This is a genomic window from Pseudaquabacterium terrae, from assembly GCF_013266755.1.
GTDB lineage: Bacteria > Pseudomonadota > Gammaproteobacteria > Burkholderiales > Burkholderiaceae_C > Pseudaquabacterium > Pseudaquabacterium terrae.
In genome coordinates, this window is sequence record NZ_JABRWJ010000008.1 from 14,939 (window position 1) to 33,463 (window position 18,525).

Annotated in this window: 22 protein-coding genes; 10 read left to right on the forward strand and 12 right to left on the reverse strand. The window is 67.9% G+C overall.

Going from position 1 to position 18,525, the window contains the following annotated elements:
• Positions 1-2: 2 nt before the first annotated feature.
• The 3 genes from HLB44_RS24645 to fliF form a co-directional block, all read right to left on the reverse strand.
• Positions 3-752: a FliH/SctL family protein gene (locus HLB44_RS24645; RefSeq protein ID WP_173128745.1), complete on the reverse strand. Its 750-nt coding sequence runs from the start codon at positions 750-752 to the stop codon at positions 3-5.
• Positions 739-1,734 (reverse strand): flagellar motor switch protein FliG, encoded by a 996-nt coding sequence (gene fliG, locus HLB44_RS24650; RefSeq protein ID WP_173128748.1) that lies wholly within the window; start codon positions 1,732-1,734, stop codon positions 739-741. The genes HLB44_RS24645 and fliG overlap by 14 nt, the downstream gene beginning before the upstream one ends.
• A 120-nt stretch (positions 1,735-1,854) precedes the next feature.
• Positions 1,855-3,528, reverse strand: coding sequence for a flagellar basal-body MS-ring/collar protein FliF (gene fliF / locus HLB44_RS24655; protein WP_173128751.1), 1,674 nt, complete (start codon positions 3,526-3,528; stop codon positions 1,855-1,857).
• A gap of 151 nt (positions 3,529-3,679) precedes the next feature.
• On the opposite strand from fliF, the gene fliE reads away from it, so the two are divergent.
• Positions 3,680-4,042 (forward strand): flagellar hook-basal body complex protein FliE, encoded by a 363-nt coding sequence (gene fliE / locus HLB44_RS24660; RefSeq protein ID WP_173128754.1) that lies wholly within the window; start codon positions 3,680-3,682, stop codon positions 4,040-4,042.
• Positions 4,043-4,410: 368 nt separating this feature from the next.
• On the opposite strand, the gene HLB44_RS24665 is transcribed toward fliE, so the two are convergent.
• From HLB44_RS24665 to HLB44_RS24705, 9 genes are all read right to left on the reverse strand, one after another.
• Complete coding sequence (locus HLB44_RS24665; RefSeq protein ID WP_173128757.1) at positions 4,411-4,824, reverse strand: eCIS core domain-containing protein; 414 nt, start codon at positions 4,822-4,824, stop codon at positions 4,411-4,413.
• Positions 4,825-4,836: 12 nt separating this feature from the next.
• Complete coding sequence (locus HLB44_RS24670; RefSeq protein WP_173129928.1) at positions 4,837-5,346, reverse strand: GspH/FimT family pseudopilin; 510 nt, start codon at positions 5,344-5,346, stop codon at positions 4,837-4,839.
• Positions 5,343-5,759, reverse strand: coding sequence for a type IV pilin protein (locus HLB44_RS24675; protein ID WP_173129931.1), 417 nt, complete (start codon positions 5,757-5,759; stop codon positions 5,343-5,345). The genes HLB44_RS24670 and HLB44_RS24675 overlap by 4 nt, the downstream gene beginning before the upstream one ends.
• A gap of 11 nt (positions 5,760-5,770) precedes the next feature.
• Positions 5,771-6,535, reverse strand: coding sequence for a flagellar brake protein (locus tag HLB44_RS24680; RefSeq protein ID WP_173128760.1), 765 nt, complete (start codon positions 6,533-6,535; stop codon positions 5,771-5,773).
• A gap of 23 nt (positions 6,536-6,558) precedes the next feature.
• Positions 6,559-6,858: a flagellar protein FliT gene (locus HLB44_RS24685; RefSeq protein WP_173128763.1), complete on the reverse strand. Its 300-nt coding sequence runs from the start codon at positions 6,856-6,858 to the stop codon at positions 6,559-6,561.
• Between the two features lie 25 nt (positions 6,859-6,883).
• Positions 6,884-7,321, reverse strand: a complete 438-nt coding sequence (fliS, locus tag HLB44_RS24690; protein WP_173128766.1) for a flagellar export chaperone FliS — start codon at positions 7,319-7,321, stop codon at positions 6,884-6,886.
• Between the two features lie 224 nt (positions 7,322-7,545).
• Positions 7,546-9,006, reverse strand: a complete 1,461-nt coding sequence (fliD, locus tag HLB44_RS24695; RefSeq protein ID WP_173128769.1) for a flagellar filament capping protein FliD — start codon at positions 9,004-9,006, stop codon at positions 7,546-7,548.
• Between the two features lie 119 nt (positions 9,007-9,125).
• Positions 9,126-9,992 (reverse strand): flagellin N-terminal helical domain-containing protein, encoded by an 867-nt coding sequence (locus HLB44_RS24700; protein WP_173128773.1) that lies wholly within the window; start codon positions 9,990-9,992, stop codon positions 9,126-9,128.
• A 276-nt stretch (positions 9,993-10,268) separates the two neighbouring features.
• A complete protein-coding gene (locus HLB44_RS24705; protein ID WP_173128775.1) occupies positions 10,269-11,132 on the reverse strand; it encodes a flagellin N-terminal helical domain-containing protein in 864 nt (287 codons plus the stop codon).
• A gap of 580 nt (positions 11,133-11,712) precedes the next feature.
• Here HLB44_RS24705 and flhD point away from each other — a divergent pair.
• The 9 genes from flhD to HLB44_RS24750 all read left to right on the forward strand — a co-directional run bounded on the left by flhD (position 11,713) and on the right by HLB44_RS24750 (position 18,499).
• Positions 11,713-12,036 (forward strand): flagellar transcriptional regulator FlhD, encoded by a 324-nt coding sequence (gene flhD, locus HLB44_RS24710; RefSeq protein WP_173128777.1) that lies wholly within the window; start codon positions 11,713-11,715, stop codon positions 12,034-12,036.
• Positions 12,037-12,097: 61 nt separating this feature from the next.
• On the forward strand, positions 12,098-12,664 hold the full coding sequence (gene flhC / locus HLB44_RS24715) for a flagellar transcriptional regulator FlhC (RefSeq protein WP_173128780.1): 567 nt from the start codon (positions 12,098-12,100) through the stop codon (positions 12,662-12,664).
• A gap of 246 nt (positions 12,665-12,910) precedes the next feature.
• Positions 12,911-14,122: an HD-GYP domain-containing protein gene (locus HLB44_RS24720; RefSeq protein WP_173128783.1), complete on the forward strand. Its 1,212-nt coding sequence runs from the start codon at positions 12,911-12,913 to the stop codon at positions 14,120-14,122.
• 86 nt (positions 14,123-14,208) lie between these two features.
• Positions 14,209-15,087, forward strand: a complete 879-nt coding sequence (locus tag HLB44_RS24725; RefSeq protein WP_246312462.1) for a class I SAM-dependent methyltransferase — start codon at positions 14,209-14,211, stop codon at positions 15,085-15,087.
• A 10-nt stretch (positions 15,088-15,097) separates the two neighbouring features.
• A complete protein-coding gene (gene motA / locus HLB44_RS24730) occupies positions 15,098-15,958 on the forward strand; it encodes a flagellar motor stator protein MotA (protein ID WP_173128786.1) in 861 nt (286 codons plus the stop codon).
• Between the two features lie 17 nt (positions 15,959-15,975).
• A complete protein-coding gene (motB, locus tag HLB44_RS24735; RefSeq protein ID WP_173128789.1) occupies positions 15,976-16,944 on the forward strand; it encodes a flagellar motor protein MotB in 969 nt (322 codons plus the stop codon).
• A 57-nt stretch (positions 16,945-17,001) separates the two neighbouring features.
• Positions 17,002-17,400, forward strand: coding sequence for a chemotaxis response regulator CheY (cheY, locus tag HLB44_RS24740; protein WP_173128792.1), 399 nt, complete (start codon positions 17,002-17,004; stop codon positions 17,398-17,400).
• Between the two features lie 17 nt (positions 17,401-17,417).
• Positions 17,418-18,050 carry a protein phosphatase CheZ gene (locus HLB44_RS24745; RefSeq protein WP_173128795.1) on the forward strand — a complete coding sequence of 211 codons (633 nt, stop codon included), beginning with the start codon at positions 17,418-17,420 and terminating at the stop codon, positions 18,048-18,050.
• A gap of 134 nt (positions 18,051-18,184) precedes the next feature.
• On the forward strand, positions 18,185-18,499 hold the full coding sequence (locus HLB44_RS24750) for a type II toxin-antitoxin system Phd/YefM family antitoxin (RefSeq protein WP_246312463.1): 315 nt from the start codon (positions 18,185-18,187) through the stop codon (positions 18,497-18,499).
• The last annotated feature ends 26 nt before the right edge of the window (positions 18,500-18,525 follow it).

Sequence of the window (18,525 nt, forward strand, 5' to 3'; positions counted from 1 at the left end):
GGTCAGTCGTCGCCCGGCGTCCAGTCCACCTGCGTGCCCAGCGCCTGCACGGCCTGGTTCCAACGCGCACTGATGCGCGCGTCGACGGTGCCGGCGTCGCTTTCGATCAGCACGCCGCCGCGGTCGATGTTGGGCTGGCTGACGAGCCGCGCGCCGCGCGCGGCGAGCACCTCGCCGGCGCCGCCGGCGATCATCGCCTGGTCTTCCGGATGCACGTAGACGGTGATCTGGCGCGCGCTCATCAGCACCGCGTTGACCGCGTCGATCGCCACCTGCACGACGAGCTCGGGCCGCGCGGTCAGCTCGCTGCGCACGACCTGGCGCGCCAGCTGCGTCGCGATGCGCGAGACGCTGGTGGCGATGTGCTGCTCGAGCGCACCGAGCTCATGGTCGAAGTTCGTCAGCACCAGCCCGAACTGGCCGGCCAGCTGCTGCGCGAAGCTCTGCTTGAAGCTCTCCAGCGCGACCAGGCCGTCGCGGTAACCGTCGCGGTAGCCGTCCTGGCGTGCGGCGTGCATCTGCGCCTGGATGATCGCGGCGGCGCTTTCGGTGCTCACCGGCTCGGGCTCGGGCACCGCGGCGCGCACCGAGGACTGCGCCGTCGGGTTGTCGCCGAAGGTATTGGGCATCCAGCTCGCGAAGCCCTGCAGCTCCTCGCGCGGGATGAAGCGGGTGTAGGCGTTGTTGCCGGCGCGCGAGTTCGGCGGCGGCGGCACCTGGCGCGGGCCGTTGTTCGATTTAGAGGAACTCATCTGCGCCTCCGCTGGCGAGCACGATCTGACCTTCGTCGACCAGGCGGCGGACGGTCTTGAGCATTTCCTTCTGCTCCGCCTCGACTTCGCTGACCCGCACCGGGCCGCGCGATTCGAGGTCCTCGCGCAGCGTCTCGGCGGCGCGCGTGGACATGTTGCGGAACACCTTCTCGCGCATCTCCGGCGTCGCGCCCTTGAGCGCAATGACCAGCGATTCGCTCTGCACTTCCTTCAGCAGCGCCTGCACGCCCTTGTCGTCGAGCTTGCCCAGGTCGTCGAAGGTGAACATGTTGTCCATGATCCGCTGCGCCAGGTCGTTGTCGGCTTCGCGGATGAAATCGAGCACCGTGGTCTCGATCGAGGTGCCGAGCAGGTTGATGATCTCGGCCGCCGTCTTGACGCCGCCGAGCGAGGCCTTCTTCAGCTTCTCGCCGCCGGCCAGCACCTTGCTCATCACCTCGTTCAGGTCCTTCAGCGCCGAGGGCTGGATGCCGTCGAGCGTGGCGATGCGCACCAGCACCTCGTTGCGCTGGCGCTCGCCGAAGGCCTTGATCACCGACGAGCTCTGGTCGAAGTCCAGGTGCACCAGGATCGCGGCGACGATCTGCGGATGTTCGTTGCGCAGCAGCTCGGCCACCGAGCCGGCGTCCATCCACTTCAGGCTCTCGATGCCGGTGACGTCGCTGCCTTGCAGGATGCGGTCGATCAGCAGGTTGGCCTTGTCGTCGCCGAGCGCCTTCTTCAGTACCGCCTTGACGTACTCGTCGGTGTCGGCGACCAGCGTGTGCTGCTCGGCGGCGACGATGTTGAACTTGTCGAGCACGCCTTCGAGCCGGTCGCGCGGCACGATCTTCAGCTTGGCGATGGTCTCCCCCAGGCGCTGCACTTCCTTGGGTGCCAGGTGCTTGAAGACCTCGGCAGCTTCTTCCTCGCCGAGTGACATCAGCAGGATTGCCGCGCTTTCGAGTCCCTTGTCGTCCATCACGTCTGCCCCTCGTCCGCGGGGTACCGCGGCCGATCCCCCGAGGGGATGCGGGCCGGCTTGGGAGCGGCCCGGCGCTCGGCCCGCCCCTTCGATGTCGGTACCTGGCAGATCATCTAGTTAGCTCACTTCGCCGCTGACCCAGCCGCGCACGATGTTGGCGACGGCGGCCGGGTTCTCGCGTGCAAGGTTACGCGCGCTGGCGAGTTGCAGGGTGGCTTTCGCCGGCTCGAGCGAGACGACTTCTTCCGGCGCCGGCAGCTTGTGGGTGTCGTCGACCACGGCGTCCAGCACCTTCGGCGCCGGCGGCGGCTCGATCTGGCGCATCGCCGGGCGCACGACGCCGAACACCAGCAGCAGCGCGACCGCGGCCAGCCCCGCCGGCACCGCGCCGGCGCGCACCAGGTCGAGCAGCCAGGGCTGTTGCCACAGCGGCACGTCGTCGGCCTTCGGCACCGCGGGCGCGCGGAACGGGATGTTGACCACCTTGACCGAATCGCCGCGCTGCTTGTTGAAGCCGACGCTTTCCTGCACCAGCGCGGTCAGCTTCTCGAGCTCCTCCGGCGTCAGCGCGGTCGTCGTGGTCTTGCCCTTGGCATCGGTCGCCGAGCGGTGGTTGACCAGCACCGCGGCATTGATGCGCTTGATCGTGCCGACCGCCTTGCGCTGCATGCTGACGGTCTTGTCGACCTCGTAATTGGTGGTCGCTTCGCGGCGGCCGTTGGCGCCGGTGGAGCCCGTCTGCGCGGCCTGCAGCGGCGCAGCGGCGCCGACCACCGGCGCGGCGGCCGGCTGCGGCGGCTGGTTGCTCGCGGCACCGGGCACGCCCGAGGGCGTCGCTTGGGCCGCGCTGTTGGCTTCGTTGGTGCGCTGGCTGCGGATCGTCGCTTCGCCGGCCTGGTTCGGCTTGAACTCTTCGGAGGTCGATTCGACCTGGTTGAAGTCCAGCTCGGCGGTGACGGTGGCGCGCAGGTTGTCGCGGCCGAGCGCCGGCTCGAGGATCTCGATCACGCGCTTCAGGTACGTGGCCTCGACCTGCTGCAGGTACTGCAGCTGCTGCGTATCGAGGCCTTGCTGCGCGCTGGCGTCGGGCGGCGCCGACAGCAGCGAGGAATTCTGGTCGACGATCGAGACCGACTTGGGCGACAGCTCGGGCACCGACGAGGACACCAGGTGCACGATGCCGGCGACCTGCGAGCGGTCGAGCGCGCGGCCCGGGTGCAGCGTCAGCAGCACCGAGGCGCTGGGCTTTTGCTGCTCGCGAAAGAAGCCGTTCTGCGACGGCAGCGCCAGGTGCACGCGCGCCGACTGCACCGCGGTGATCGAGCTGATCGAGCGCGTCAGTTCACCTTCGAGCGCACGCTGCAGGTTCGTGCGCTCCTGCAGCTGCGACTGGCCGAAGCGGGCGTTGTCCATCAGCTCGAAGCCGGTCGTCGTGCCCTTGGGCAGGCCGGCTTGCGCCAGCTTCAGGCGCAGCTCGGGCACCATGTCGGCGGGCACCAGCAGCGTCGTGCCGTCGCCGGCGGCGCGGTAGGGCACCTTCAGCGCGGCCAGCTGGGTCATCACCGCGCCGGCGTCCTTGTCGGACAGGCTCGGGTACAGCGGCGCCAGGTTGCCCGAGTCCTTCCACATCAGCAGCGACACCAGCACCGCGATCACGCCGGCCAGGCCGAGGCCGAGCAGCATCTTGGCGCGTGCCGGCATCCGGTTGAAGCGGGCGAGGGCGCCGGTCGACTCCTCGGCGGCGACGGCGGCGGCGTTCTGCGGGGTGATCGGGGTGACGGTGGCGTCCATGGGGGGCGGTCTGCTTCGAGTTGACGGATTGTTCGACAGCCCGCCCGAAGACCAAGGGGCAAACAACCCGCATTTCGGGCTTCAGTTCCCGCCATCGTTGCCGAGGCCGTGTCCCTACAGTTCAGCTCGTGGAGAACCCACGAGGTGACCTATGGACCTGAAGCTCAAACCTTTCGATTTCGCCCAAGCCGTTGCACGCGCCGGCCTGCGCCCGGACGGCACGCCCCTCGCGGGTGGCGCGGGTGGCGTCGGCGGTTCAGCCGCGGCCCAGAAGGCGCAGGCGGCGAGCGGCGTCAGCTTCCAGAACGCGATGAGCCAGGCGCTCAAGCAGGTCAGCGAAGCGCAGAACGACGCCAGCACGTTGCAGAAGGAATTCCAGCTCGGCAACTCGTCGGTCAGCCTGGAAGAAACGATGGTCGCTGCCGAGAAGGCGCGCCTGGGGTTCACGGCTGCGGTGTCGGTGCGCAACCGGCTGGTGCAGGCTTATTCCGAGATCATGAACATGCAGGTTTGACCCTGCGCGGTAGGAGCGATAGCCGTCGGCTTGCGGCCCATTGCTGCCATTGCGATTGAAGACTCAGCGAGATCAGGCCGCCAGGGCGCCCTGTTGCGCTCGTGTCCCCCGGTCGCTCCGCTCCCTCCTCCTCTTACCTCGCTCCACAGGGCACCCTGCCGTCCTGATCCGGCACGGCCCTGGAATTGATTCTTCGCACGCCACCGCAGTGCCGTTGCCAAGGACATGGGGTGCCCGCTGCAGCGAGGTAAGAGGAGGAGGGAGCGGAGCGACCGGGGGACACGAGCGGCAGCGGGTACCCCGTGGCCTTGGCCCGCTCCGTCTGTGCATGCGGCGCCGAACGACCGCAACGGGGCCGCGAGCAGCACTCAGCGCCGGCGCGAGTCGTCGCTGCTGCGGCGCCGCGCATCCACCTCGAACCAGTTGTCCCAGTACGCCCGCCGGCCGCGCAGCCACTGCCACAGGCTCGACGCGGCATAGGCCGGGAAGAAGAACACGCCCCAGCGTTCGACCTGCCGCACGTGCACCAGCTCGTGAGCCAGTGATCGCTGCAGATCGCCGCGCGTCACGGCGACGATGACATGCCCCAGCGTGATCGCGCGGTACGGCAGGCGCCGCGCCAGCGCGCCGCACGCCGCTTCGTCGTCTCGCCAGGTCGCTTGCAATGTGCCGTCGGCGATGCGTGCGCGGGCCCGCAGGGGCAGCAGCAGCGCGACGACCAGCAGCCCGACCAGCGAACAGGGTGAGGCCCAGAGGACCTTTGCAACAGCGCCCGAATGCATCGGGCGGGGAGCTTAGCAGTGCGCGACGCCCTTGATCAGGCCGTCGGGCGAGCAGACGCTGGCGCGGCCGAGGCGGCCCATGCGCACCTGCAGCACATCGCCGCGAGACGACGTGAGCTGCACGCTCGCCGGCGCCTGCAGCGCGGCGCCGCTGCGGCCGTCGAGCTCGAAGGTCTCGGCCAGCGTGATGATCACGCCGGGGTGGTCCTTGGTGCTGACGCGCTTGAGCACCGCCGGGTGACCGGCGTTGTCGCAGCGGGCGGCGGAGTCGACGGTGATCGCATAGCACCACGCGCTGCCCTGGGTGAAGTTCACGCGCAGCACCTGGCCGCGGCGCGCCGCTTCGTGGCGCGCTTCGGCGACGTCGGCCACCAGGTGCGCGGCGGCGGCCTGCACGCGCTGGCGAGCGGCCCACGCGGCCATCGGCGCAGCCGCCAGTGTGCCGAGCACGGCCAGGATCGCGATCGCGATCATCAGCTCGATCAAGGTGAGACCACGGGTGTGGCCGATACGGTGTTTCATGAATGCCAGCAGCCCGGCTGCGGTCCTTGGAAGCTCATCGCCCACTCGACGCGCAGCGTCACGGTGGTGCACTCGGTGTCGGCGGCCTGCGCGCCCTGGGCCAGCGCGGTCGCGGTGTAGGCCAGGCCGTCGGGGCTGCCCTGCAGCTGGATGCGGTAGTGGCCGTGGCGGCTCTGGCCGGCGCTCCAGCCGGGCAGCTGGTCGAGGCGCTCGGCGTAGCCGCCGTGGCGCTCGCGGTGGGCGTCCTGGGCCTGTTGCAGCTGCTGCAGCGAGTAGGTCGCATCGGCGCGGTGGCTGCGCAGCTGCGCGCTGCGGTAGCTGGGCACGGCGATCGTGGCCAGCACGCCGGTGATCGCCACGGCGGCCATCGTCTCGATCAGCGTCAGGCCGCGCGTGCGGCGCGTCGTGCGCATGGCGGCTGCCTTCAACCGACCGTCAGCAGCCGGCGCCGCTTCTGGGTCTGGTCGATGTAGCGCTGCAGCGAACGCTCGGCGTTGCCGTCGAGCTTGACCAGCTCGCAGCCCAGGCGCGCGCCGCGCGCATTGGGCTGGATCGAGCTGATGTGGTGCACGTGCAGCGTCGCGTTGAAACGGGTGTCGGGGTCGAGCTCGAAGCGCACGTTGTGCAGCGTCAGGCCGGCCGCCAGCGGCGGCATGTCCTCGGGCAGCCACAGCGCACAGCCGCCGATGCTGACGTCGAGCACGCGCAGCGACAGCTGGATGTCGGGCAGCGCCGGATGGCGCAGCAGCGCGACCGGCGAGCTGCGCTCGAGGGTGCGCACGCGGTAGGACTGGCGGCGCTGGAAGCGGTACAGCCGGCGCGGCATCTGCGCCTGCAGCGCGCAGCTCTTGGCGCCGCGCACCAGCATCAAGTGATTCAGGTCGAACTGCAGCTTCACCGCGTCGAGGTAGCTGACGGCGGTGACCTCGTCGCTCTCGACCAGCGCCTGCAGGTGCGGGTTGGTCAGCTCGGCCTGGAAGGCCAGGCGCTGGCTGGCCGAATCGACGGTCCAGATCGCCGTGGCGAAGCTGACGCCGCCGGGCGCGTTCATGTGGATCGGCGTCGCCGTTTCCATCAGCTGGCGCATCAGCGCCAGCACTTCGCGTGGCGATTCGATGCGGAATGCGGCATACGGATCGATGCCCTCGAGCGCATCCATCGGTGCCGGTTGGGTGTCCATGAAGGCCATCGCCGCTCCTTGGCGCTTGAGGATCAGTGCAGCGTCTTGGGCTTGCCGGCCATCATGTGGTCAAGGTCCTCGAGCCACGGTTCGGCGAGGTGGCGGATCTCGGCGTCGTTGACCAGGATGCGCTTCATGATGCGGGACTTGAGCTGGCTTTCTTCGCTGCTCAGGTTGTTGCCCCGCGCGGCGTTCTTCAGCTGGCTGATCAACAGCACACAAGCTCCTTCGAGCTTGATGACGTGATCCCAGTTGCCGGCCCGGGCGGCGTCGAGCATGTCGGCGCTGGCCTTTTCGATGGCTTCGTAGTAGCTCAGGAGGCTGCTGTTCATGGTGAGTGGACGTAAGGGCCGTTGATCAGTTGCGGGCGCGGGCATCGGCCGATTCGCCGATCGCGTTCCAGGCGTCGCGCAGCGGGCTCATCAGGCCCAGGCACTCTTCGAGCGCCTTCTCGTCATTGCGCAGATTGGCCTGCGTCAGGCGCAGGCAGACATAGGCATACAGGTCCGACAGGTCGGCGGCGAGCTTGCCGCCGGATTCCAGGTTCAGGCTGGCCTTGAGGCCTTCGTCGACGATGCGCACCGCCTGCATCAGGGCTGAGCCCTTGACCTGCGGGTCGCCCGCGCGCATCGCGCCGCGGGCGCGGTTCACGGCGGCGAAGAAGCCGTCGAAGAGCAGGGTGACCAAGCCGTGCGGCGAGGCTTCGTTGACCATCGTCTGCACGCCCACCTGCTGGTAGGCGCCGGCGAACTGTCGGGCACGGTTCGAAGGGGGGGCGATCGTGGCGCTGAACATGGCGTGGGTCTTTTCGTCAGTGCGATTGCGTTGTCCTGACAGGGTTATCGGTGCCGGGGGCGGGTCACTTGAGCGGGGGAAAACGGGCGTTTCCCGCGGTTGCAGGAGGGATCAAGAAGACCCCTCAGCGCGCCGTCCAGAAGTGCGCGCGCCGCCCGAAGGCGGCGCGACGACTGGCCCTGAGCAAGCAGCCTTCAGGCTTGTTGTCTCGATAGACGCAGGCGTTACGCCTGCGTGTTGATACTGAGCGCCTTCAACTGCTGGCCGAGGTAGCTCGACAGCCCGTTGAGCTGGGCCATCGTCGCGTCCAGCGCGGTGTACTGCTTGCGCAGCCGTGCCTCGGTCTGCGACAGGCGCACTTCGTAGGCGTCCTGGTTCTTGCCATTGCGGCTGAGCATGTCCTTCAGGCTCGAATTGCGCGTCTCGAAGGTGCCCTCGGCGCCGAGCGCCGAATCGGCCAGTTCCTTGAAGCGCCGCATGAAGCCGGTGCTTTCGCTGTCGACACCGTCGAAGGCCAGCAGCTTCTTCAGCTCCGGCAGGTTCGCCAGGCCGTTGCCGAGCTTGGTCGAATCGATCGCCAGCGTGCCGTCGGTCTTCATCGAGATGCCGACCTCCGACAGCCGCGACCAGGTGCCCGACGCGGTGCTGCCGAGGTTGATGACGCCGCGCAGCTGGTTCAGCAGCGACACGGCGGCCCGGTCGCCCTGCAGCGCGCCGCCGGTCTTGCTGTCCGGGTTGTAGGCCATCTGCGTGCGCATGAAGTTGGCCAGGTCGTTGAAGGCGGTGACGAACTCGGTGACCTTGGTCTTCACCGTCTCGCTGTCGACGGCGACCGAAACGTCGACCGGCGCGGCCGTCGTCTTCAGCAGGTTCAGCGTCAGGCCGTCGACCACGTCGACCAGCGAATTGCTGGCCGATTCGATGGCGATGCCGTTGACGGTGAGCGTCGCGTTGGACCCCATCTGGGCGGCGGTCATCTGCGTCAGGCCGCCGGCCGGGTCGAAGTCGAGCGCCGACAGGCCGGCGGTGGCGTCGGCATCGCCGACCGTCTCGACGGTGGTGATGCGAAAGCCGTTCTCGAGACCGGTGTCCTTCGAGCGGATCGACAGCCGTGCGCCGTTGGCGTCGTTGACGATGCTGGCGATCACGCCGGCACCGGCGCCGTTGATCTTGTCGCGCACCGCCTCGATGCTGGTCTCGCCGGCGGCGATGTCGATCGTCACGGGCACCGAGCTGGCCTTGGCCGTGAAGGTGTCGATCGGCGCGCCGGTCCAGGCGCCGAGTTCGATCGTGATGCTGCCTTCGTTGAAGGTGCTCGAGGCCGCGGCCGAGGCGGTCAGCGTCTGGCTCTTGGCGAGCGTCGACACCTGCACCTGGTAGCTGCCGGCGGCGGTTCCAGCCCCGGAGAGCACCTTCAGCGCAGTCGGATCGGCCGAGGTCGCCGTCGTGCCGTTCCACAGGCTGGAGGAGGTCAGCGCGTTGCTCTTGTCCCTGAGCGCGGAGAAATGACTCTGCAGCTTGCCGAAGGTCGACAGCTGGCTGTCCAGGCCCTTGGCCTGGTCCTTCAGGATGTCCAGCGGCCGCGCCTCGATCGCCATCAACGAGGCGACGATCGAATTGACGTCCAGCCCGCTGCCCAACCCTGCCGAGCTGATGCTGCCGACGCCGCTGATGTTTGTGGCCATGAAAGAAGGCTCCTTCGCCTACGGGTTATCGGTCGCGGTTGCGGGCACTTGAGCGCTTCACGAAGAAAAAAGGCCAGCCCCGCGGGGCCGGCCTTGCACGTCCCGCTCGCGCGGACCCATCACCCTTGAAGCAACTTCAACACCTGCTGCGGCAGCTGGTTGGCCTGCGCGATCATCGCGTTGCCGGCCTGCTGCAGGATCTGCGCGCGCGACAGCGCGGCCGTCTCGGCAGCGAAGTCGGCGTCCATGATGCGGGCGCGCGCAGCGGACTGGTTCTCGACCGAGATCTGCAGGTTCGAGATCACCGCGTCGAAGCGCGATTGCGTGGCGCCGAAGATCGCGCGCTGGCTGTTGATCGTGTCGAGCGCGGTGTCGATGTTGTCGATCACCGTGTTGATCGCGGCGGCGTTGGCCGTGTTGTCGATCACCGCGCGGCCGGTGCCGGCGTTGTCGGTGCCGGCCACGGCGGTGATCGTGCCGTCGATCGTCATGTCGACGGTGGTCACGGTGATCGAGTCGTTGGTCGTCGTGTTGGCGCCGATCTGGAAGGCCTGCGCGCCGGCGTCGGCGGCGAGGATGTTCTTGCTGTTGAACGTGGTGCCGTTCAGCACGCGCTGCACTTCCTGCGCCAGCTGGCCGAATTCCTGGTCCAGCGAATCCTTGTCGTCGTTGCTGTTGGTGGCGTTGGACGCCTGCACCGCCAGCTCACGCATGCGCTGCAGCGCGTCGGCGGTCTTGCCCAGCGCGCCTTCGGCGGTCTGCGCCAGCGAAATGCCGTCGTTGGCATTGCGGATCGCGACGTTCATGCCGCGCACTTGCGCGTTCATGCGTTCGGCGATCGCCAGGCCGGCGGCGTCGTCCTTGGCGCTGTTGACGCGCAGGCCGGAGGACAGGCGCTGCATCGCATTGGCCAGCGACGACTGCGAGGCGTTCATGTTGCGCTGCGCGTTCAGCGAAGCGATGTTCGTATTGATGGTCTGGGGCATGGTAAGCACTCCTGAAGAATCAAAGACTCCCGGCGTACGTGCCGTGCCCAGGGTGAGGCAGGTGGCAGTGCTTCCGGACTACTCATCAGCCGCATCGAACTCGATCGGCCTGTAGGGAATGCTAAAGAGCCCGACCGTGAAGCAATCGGCCGAAATGCGGCCTGCAAACCGTCCAGTTCGCTTCAGAAAAGCACAACGCGCCGCTCCTTTGCAGGAAGCGGCGCGTTGCGGCGCTGCCAAGCCGCGGCGGTGAAGCCACGGCGCGAGGCGAGGGGATCAGCGCAGCAGGCTCAGCACGCCCTGGGGCAGCTGGTTGGCCTGCGCGATCATCGCGTTGCCGGCCTGCTGCAGGATCTGCGCGCGGCTCAGGTTGGCGGTTTCCGCGGCGAAGTCGGCGTCCATGATGCGGGCGCGGGCGGCCGACTGGTTCTCGACCGAGACCTGCAGGTTCGAGATCACCGCGTCGAAGCGCGATTGCGTCGCGCCGAAGGTGGCCCGCTCGCTGTTGACCGTGTCCAGCGCGGTGTCGATGTTGTCGATCACCGTGTTGATCGCGGCGGCGTTGGCGGTGTTGTCGATCACCGCGCGGCCGGCGCCGGTGTTGTCGGTGCCGGCGACGACGGTCAGCGTGGCGTCGGTCGTCATGTTCGTCGTCGTCACGGTGATCGCGTCGTTCGTCGTCGTGTTGGCGCCGATCTTGAACTCCTGCGCACCGGCGTCGGCACCCAGGATGGCCTTGCCGTTGAACGTGGTACCGCCGAGCACGCGCTGGATTTCCTGCGCCAGCTGGCCGAATTCCTGGTCCAGCGAGTCCTTGTCGTCGTTGCTGTTCGAGGCGTTCGAGGCCTGCACCGCCAGCTCACGCATGCGCTGCAGCGAGTCGGCCACCTTGCCGAGCGCGCCTTCAGAGGTCTGCGCCAGCGAGATGCCGTCGTTGGCGTTGCGGATCGCGACGTTCATGCCGCGGACTTGAGCGCCCATCCGTTCGGCGATCGCCATGCCGGCGGCGTCGTCCTTGGCGCTGTTGACACGCAGGCCCGAAGACAGGCGCTGCATGGAGGTCGACAGCGAAGCCTGAGACGCGGTCAGGTTGCGCTGCGCATTCATGGACTGAATGTTGGTGTTGATGGTCAAAGGCATGATGAACTCCTTAGGTTGCCAATATCCCGGCGGAAGCGCCGACGTTTACTCAGGTACTGCACCGGTACAGCTCGAGGTGCACTACCGTTGCCGACCGGATCGGGCTCAAGAGCCTCTTCCGGTACGCCCGCGCTAGTCGCCTTGGGACATCCTTTCGTCCCTCAGCCGGCTAACCGGACCGCGGGGCCCTTTCGAGCTCCCGTTGGGTTGGGTATCGGCCTGCCGTTCAAGCAACTTGAGGGTGTTCCACCTGCCTTTTTGCAGCGGTGTCAATGCGAGACAGGATTCATTTCGTGATGCAGCGCACGCTTTGAGCGTTCAACTTCGGGCCTGTGGTGCCGCCCGCGGGCCGTGGCGCCAGCACTCCCCACAGTCGCGCGATCGTGAGCCCCCACCGAAGCCGATCACGGCCTCCCCACGCGCCGCAGCCGGTGCAGCGGCCTTGTAGGAATTTGCCTTACACGCCGCACGGAAGAACCGGGACTCCAGATGACGAATTGGCCTGATGTTCCGGCCCAGTTCCGAGTCCTACAGTTCGTTTCACCCCAGACGCACTCGTAACCCCAGGAGCAGACAACACATGAACGCCGACCAGATCCTCGCCGAAATCCGTGAAGCCAACCTGTCGTACCTGATGCTGGCGCAAAGCCTGATCCGCACCGACCGCGAACAAGCCCTGTTCCGCCTTGGCGTCAGCGAAGACACGGCGGCGATGCTGGCCACGCTGACTCCGGCGCAGATGATGAAGATCGCTTCCAGCAACACGCTGCTGTGCCGCATGCGCTGCGAAGACGACCTGGTCTGGAGCCTGCTGACCAGCCACGGCAAGTCGGCCGCCAACGACGGTGTCTCCCGCCTGCACGCTTCGATCCTGATGGCTGGCCGCCATCAAGAAGCGGCCTGACCTCCGGTCGGCCGCCAAGAGAACAAGCTTCCAGCACTAAACAGATATCAGGAGAGAGACCATGGGCGCCAAGAGCATCCTCACCGAAGCCAAGCAGATCGAGACTGCCGTCGAGCTGATCCGCCTGGGCGCCCGTCTCCAGGTGCTGGAGAGCGAAACCGACCTGAGCTACGAGCGCCTGCTGCGCCTGTACAAGGAAGTCGCGGGGAAAAGCCCCAGCAAGGGCCAGCTGCCGTTCTCGACCGACTGGTTCATGACCTGGCAGCCCAACATCCACGCCAGCCTGTTCCTGAACATCCACGAGTACCTGAACAAGGTCGCCGAGCTCGACGAGATCGACACAGTGATCAAGGCCTACAAGCTGTACCTCGAGCAGGTGAACGCGCAGGAAATCGAGCCGCAGCTGTCGGTCACCCGCGCCTGGCGCCTGGTCAAGTTCATCGACAACGGCATGCTGTCGATGACCAAGTGCAGCAAGTGCGGCGGCCACTTCGTGACCCATCCGCACGAGATCGCCCGCCACTACGTCTGCGGCCTGTGCAACCCGCCGGCGCGTGCCGGCAAGGGCCGCGCGGCCGGTGGCCTGCGCCTGGCCGGCAACGAAGACGTCGCTGCGCACGCGCACTGAAGCAATGCCCGACGTATTGCGTCGAATCCTTCACGCCTGGCCACCCGAATCCGACTGAAGTCCTTCAGGTCCCGCCCGAATGCGCCGATAGGGACTTCAGTTTCCGAGTTTGATTTGCTGTCTCCTCCTAGCACCCCGTGTGCTTTGCGGGCGGGTTCCCCAGTGGAATCCGCCCTTTTCTTTTGGTGCTTCGCGGTGAAGCTCAATAAAGCTCAAGGCACACCGCCGCAGGTCGATAAAAACGTCGTGAACCTCGTCCCGTTCTCCAAGCAGTACCTGCGCCTGAACGAAGCGCTGCCCTTCGGCCTGCGCGACGCCGGCGGCCGCTTGCTGCTGGCCGCGGGTTCGCGCGTCGACAACGCCGAACGCCTGGATGAGCTGCGCAATGCCGAGCTGTACGCGGAAGAGGGCGAGTCCAGCGACTGGCGCCGCCGCCTCGGCGGCGCGATGGACGCGATGCTGCTGCGCAATGCGCCGCTCGGCCGGATTGCCGAGGCTCGGCCGGACCCGAACCGCGAGGAAGCGGCCGGCGTGCGCGGCTTCACGCTGCGCTTCGGCGAGCAGTGGGATGAGCTCTCGCTGGCCCTCGATGCGCTGCTGCGCGAACCGACCGCCGAGCGCGGCTGGTTGCCCCGACTGCTGGCGCTGGGCGAGCGCGTGCGCACGCTGGGCGCACGGCGCTTCGATGACTCGCTCTACCACCTGATCTACACCGCCGGCCACAGCACCGAGTCGTACAGCAGCCACCACGCGCTGCTGTGCATGCTGGTGGCGCACGAGGCGGCGCGCATGCTGCGCTGGGAGCCGGCGCTGATCGCCAGCCTGGAGCATGCGGCGCTGACGATGAACATCTCGGTGCGCCGGCTGCAGGACATGCTCGCAGCGCACGCGCCGACGATCACGCCGGCGATGCGCGCCGAGCTCGACGCGCATCCGCAGAAGTCGGCCGAGATGCTCGGCGCTGCCGGCGTCACCGACCTGGCGTGGCTCGAGATCGTGCAGCAGCACCATGACGACAGCCAGGGCCACGTGCCGCTGGAGCTGCTGACGCCGGCGCAACAGGCCGCGCGCCTGCTGCGCCGCGTCGATATCTTCACGGCAAAGTTGAGCCGGCGAGCGACGCGTGTGCCGTCGACGCCGGTGCAAGCCGCCCGCGAGGCCTGCCTCGGCACCGGTGGCGTGCCCGACGAGATCGGCGGCGCGCTGCTCAAGTCGGTCGGTCTGTACCCGCCGGGCAGCTTCGTCGAACTCGCCAGCGGCGAAACCGGCATCGTGATCGGCCGCGGCCGGCGCGCCAACCTGCCGCTGGTGGCGACGTTGGTGGCACCGTCCGGCGCCCCGATGGGCACGCCCGCGCTGCGCGACACGCTGGACCGGCGCTACGCCGTCAAGCGCGCGATCAGCGTCGATGCGGTGAAAGTCATTCCCCCCCACGACCGCCTGATGATGATGCGCTGAGGTCGGGAACTCCCGACCCCGGCCGTCCTGAAAGCCACCGCTTTTCCGCCGATCGTGCCGAGCCCCTGGCCTCGACACTGGTCCGCATGAAGGCCTTGCCCTTGTCGCGTCCGTTCGCCGTGCGTCTGCCGTGGCCGCTGCCGGCGCTGCTGGCGTGGCTGGCCGCGGGCAGTGCCTGGCGGCTGCTCGACGGGGGTGTCTTCGCGCTGGCCATCGGCATCGTGATCAGCGGCGCCGCCGCGCTGGCCTGGCCGGGCATCGGCCGCTGGCGGCGCTTGCTGATCGGCGCCGGATTCCCGCTTGCCGTACTGCTGCACGCCTTGGCGACCGGCGCCTTGCCGGCCTGGGCCTGGCTGCTGCCGTGCGCGCTGCTGCTGCTCGCCTATCCGCTGCGCGCCTGGCGCGACGCGCCGCTCTTTCCGACGCCGCCCGATGCCTTGACCGGCCTGCAGGCGCTGGTCGCGCTGCCCGCCGGTGCACGCGTGCTCGACGCCGGCTGCGGCCTCGGCCACGGCCTGCAGGCGCTGCACGATGCCTTGCCGGCGGCGCAGATCGAAGGCATCGAATTCAGCCGCCCGCTGGCGCTCGTCGCGCGCCGGCGCTGCGGCTTCGCGCGCATCACGCGAGGCGACATGTGGCGCCAGGACTGGTCCGGCTTCGACCTGGTCTACCTGTTCCAGCGCCCCGAGAGCATGGCCCGCGCCGCCGAGAAGGCCGGCCGCGAGCTGCGCCCCGATGCCTGGCTCGCGAGCCTCGAATTCGAAGTTCCCGGCGTCCAGCCCAGCGCCGTGCTGCGCAGCGTGGCGGGCAAGCCGGTCTGGCTGTATCGCGCCCGGCTGAGTCAACGAAGGGCCGTTCCCGAGTTGACTCAACCCCCTCGGGGGGCGGCGGCGGGCTTTTGCCGCCGCCTGGGGGTCCTGTTCGGGCTTTCCGATCGCTCAACCGCCGCACAACGCGGCCGATAACCGTCGCACTATGTTCGTTCTCATCGGTTGGCTCGTGGCCATCGGCTGCATCTTCGGGGTGTTCATCGCCCACGGGGGCAACATCGGCGTCGTGCTGAAGGCACTGCCGTTCGAGATGTTGACGATCATGGGCGGCGCGCTCGGCGCCTTCGTCGCCAACAACCAGCCCAAGGTGCTGAAGGCGACGATGAAGGGCGTGGGCGCCTGCTTCAAGAGCTCGAAATACAGCAAGGCGCGCGCGATGGAGTTGCTGGCGCTGCTGTTCGACATCCTGCAGAAGGCGCGCAAGGAAGGCCTGATGTCGATCGAGAAGGACGTCGAGGACCCGCACAACTCGCCGCTGTTCCAGAAATACGCCACCGTCGGCTCGGACCACCACGTGGCCGAGTTCATCACCGACTACCTGCGCATGATGGTCTCGGGCAACCTGAACGCGCACGAGATCGAGTCGCTGATGGACAGCGAGATCGACACCCACCACCACGAGGCGCATGCCGCCGCGGCCGCGATCCAGCGCCTGGCCGGCGCGCTGCCGGCCTTCGGCATCGTCGCGGCGGTGCTCGGTGTCGTCAACACCATGGGCTCGGTCGGCCAGCCGCCGGCGGTGCTCGGCGCAATGATCGGCTCGGCGCTGGTCGGCACCTTCCTCGGCATCCTGCTGGCCTACGGCTTTGCCGAGCCGCTGGCCGGCCTGCTCGAGCAGAAGATCGACGAGGACGGCAAGGAGCTGCAGTGCATCAAGACCACGCTGCTGGCGTCGATGCAGGGCTACGCGCCGCAGGTGGCGATCGAGTTCGGCCGCAAGGTGCTGTACTCGACCGAGCGCCCGACCTTCATCGAGCTCGAGTCGCACGTCAAGGGCAAGAAGTAGCCTGACAGGCAAAAGACATGGCCGGCGACGCGAAGAAGCTTCAACCGATCATCATCAAGAAGGTGAAGAAGGGTGGCCATGGCCACCACGGCGGCGCATGGAAGATCGCCTACGCCGACTTCGTCACCGCGATGATGGCGTTCTTCCTGCTGATGTGGCTGCTCGGCTCGACCACCGAGGGCGACAAGCGCGGCATCGCCGACTACTTCTCGTCGCCGCTGAAGGTCGCGCTGCTCGGCGGCGGCTCCGGCTCCGGCGACTCGTCGCACGTCGTCAAGGGCGGCGGCCAGGACCTGTCGCGCTCGAACGGCCAGGTGCGCCGCGGCGACGTCGAGGCGCAGCGCAGCACGATCAACCTGCACGTGCTCAAGGAGCAGCAGCGCAAGGCCGAGGTCTCGCGGCTGGAGCAGCTCAAGGAGCAGATCGAGAACGACCTGCGCAACAACGCGAAGCTGGCGCAGTTCTCCTCGCACATCAAGCTCGACATGACCAAGGACGGCCTGCGCATCCAGATCGTCGACGAGCAGCAGCGGCCGATGTTCGACGTCGGCAGCGCGAGCGTGAAACCGTACATGCGTGAGCTCCTGCGCGCGATCGGCGGCATCCTCGTCGAGGTGCCGAACCGGCTGACGCTCGAAGGCCACACCGATGCCACGCCGTTCGGCAGCAACGACCGCGGCTACAGCAACTGGGAGCTCTCGTCCGACCGCGCCAACGCCTCGCGCCGCGAGCTGATGGCCGGCGGCCTGGCCGAGGACCGCGTGCTGCGCGTGCAGGGCCTCGCCTCGAGCTCCCCCTTCATCGCCGACGACCCGCTCGACCCGCAGAACCGCCGCATCAGCATCATCGTGATGAACCGCGATGCCGAGGACCGCTTCTTCCGCCCCAAGCTCGAGGCCGACGTGGCAGCGCCTGCAGAGGTCCCGCCGTCGATCCGCCCCGAACGCCCGATGTTGGTGTCAAGTCAGCCGATGGTCGGCCGATAAGTTCCCCAGCACCCCTTCCAACGCCGCTCTCCACAAGCACCATCCCCGAGGACAGTCATGAGCAACCCCTCCGATCTGAAGTTCCTGATCGTCGACGATTTCTCCACCATGCGCCGCATCGTGCGCGGCCTGCTCAAGGAGATGGGCTGCAACAACGCCGAAGAGGCCGAAGACGGCGCTGTCGCGCTGGGCATGCTGAAGACCTCGCGCTACGACTTCGTCGTCAGCGACATCAACATGCCGAACATGAACGGCTTCGACCTGCTCAAGGCCATCAAGGCCGACGAGACGCTCAAGCACCTGCCGGTGCTGATGGTCACCGCCGAAGCCCGCAAGGAAGACATCGTGCTCGCCGCGCAGAGCGGTGCGGCCGGCTACATCGTCAAGCCCTTCACCAAGGCCACCTTGGAAGAGAAGGTCGCCAAGATCATGCAGAAACTGGCCGCGACGGCCTGAACCCGGGAGCACAGAACATGAAAATGGAAGACTTGACCTCCCTGGTCCCGACACAGCCGATCGTCGCCTCGCCCGAGGTGTTCCAGCAGATCGGCACCATCACCCGCCTGCTGCACGACACGATGCAGCAGCTCGGCGTGATGCCCAAGCTGCAAGTCGCCGCCGACGGCCTGCCCGATGCGCGCAGCCGCCTGAGCTACATCGCGACGAAGACCGCCGCCGCTGCCGAGAAGGTGCTGAACACGGTCGACCAGGCCAAGAGCGAGCACGCGCACATCGCCCGCGAGACGCGCAAGCTGGCCGAGGCGCTGGTGGCCGATCCGGTCAAGGCGGTGGCCTCCGGCGCGGTGCTGAACTTCGTCAGCGACGTCGAGGCGCGCACGCAGAAGATCGATGCGCACCTGACCGACATCATGATGGCGCAGGACTTCCACGACCTGACCGGCCAGGTGGTCGCCAAGGTCGTCAACCTGGCCAACGAGCTCGAGGACAGCCTCGTCAAGCTGCTGGTGCAGGTGGTGCCGCCGGAGCAGCGCGAGAAGGTCGACCCGAACATCCTGCAGGGCCCGGTCGTCAACCCGGAAGGCCGCACCGACGTGGTGACCGACCAGGGCGAGGTCGACGACCTGCTGGCGAGCCTCGGGTTCTGAGGCCACAGCGTCCCCGAACGAACGGCGGTCTGCGGGCCGCCGTTCTGCTTTTCGGCGCTTGCGCGGTTGCCATGCCCTAGCATGGCTAACGCTGACCCTGACCAAGCGAGGCCGCCATGCCGCCCCTGATCAACATGCTCGACGCCAAGACGTCGCTGTCGAAGCTGGTGCACGAGCTCGAGACCGGCGAGGCGACGGAGTTCATCATCACCCGCAACGGCCGCCCTGCGGCTCGGCTCGTGCCGCTGGCGCCGCCAGTGCGGGACCGCAGCCGCCGCATCGGCGTGGCGCGCGGGCGCTTCAAGGTGCCGCAGTCGATCGACGCCGGCAACGACGAAGTCCAGCAGTTGTTCGTTCGCGGGCTCTGCGCAAGCGCCGCGCTCGCGCCGAACATCAGCGCGAGGGCCGCGAGGAGGTGGCGCAGGGGCGGCATGGGCGCCCGATGCTAGCCATGCCGGCGGCCGCTGGCGAGCAC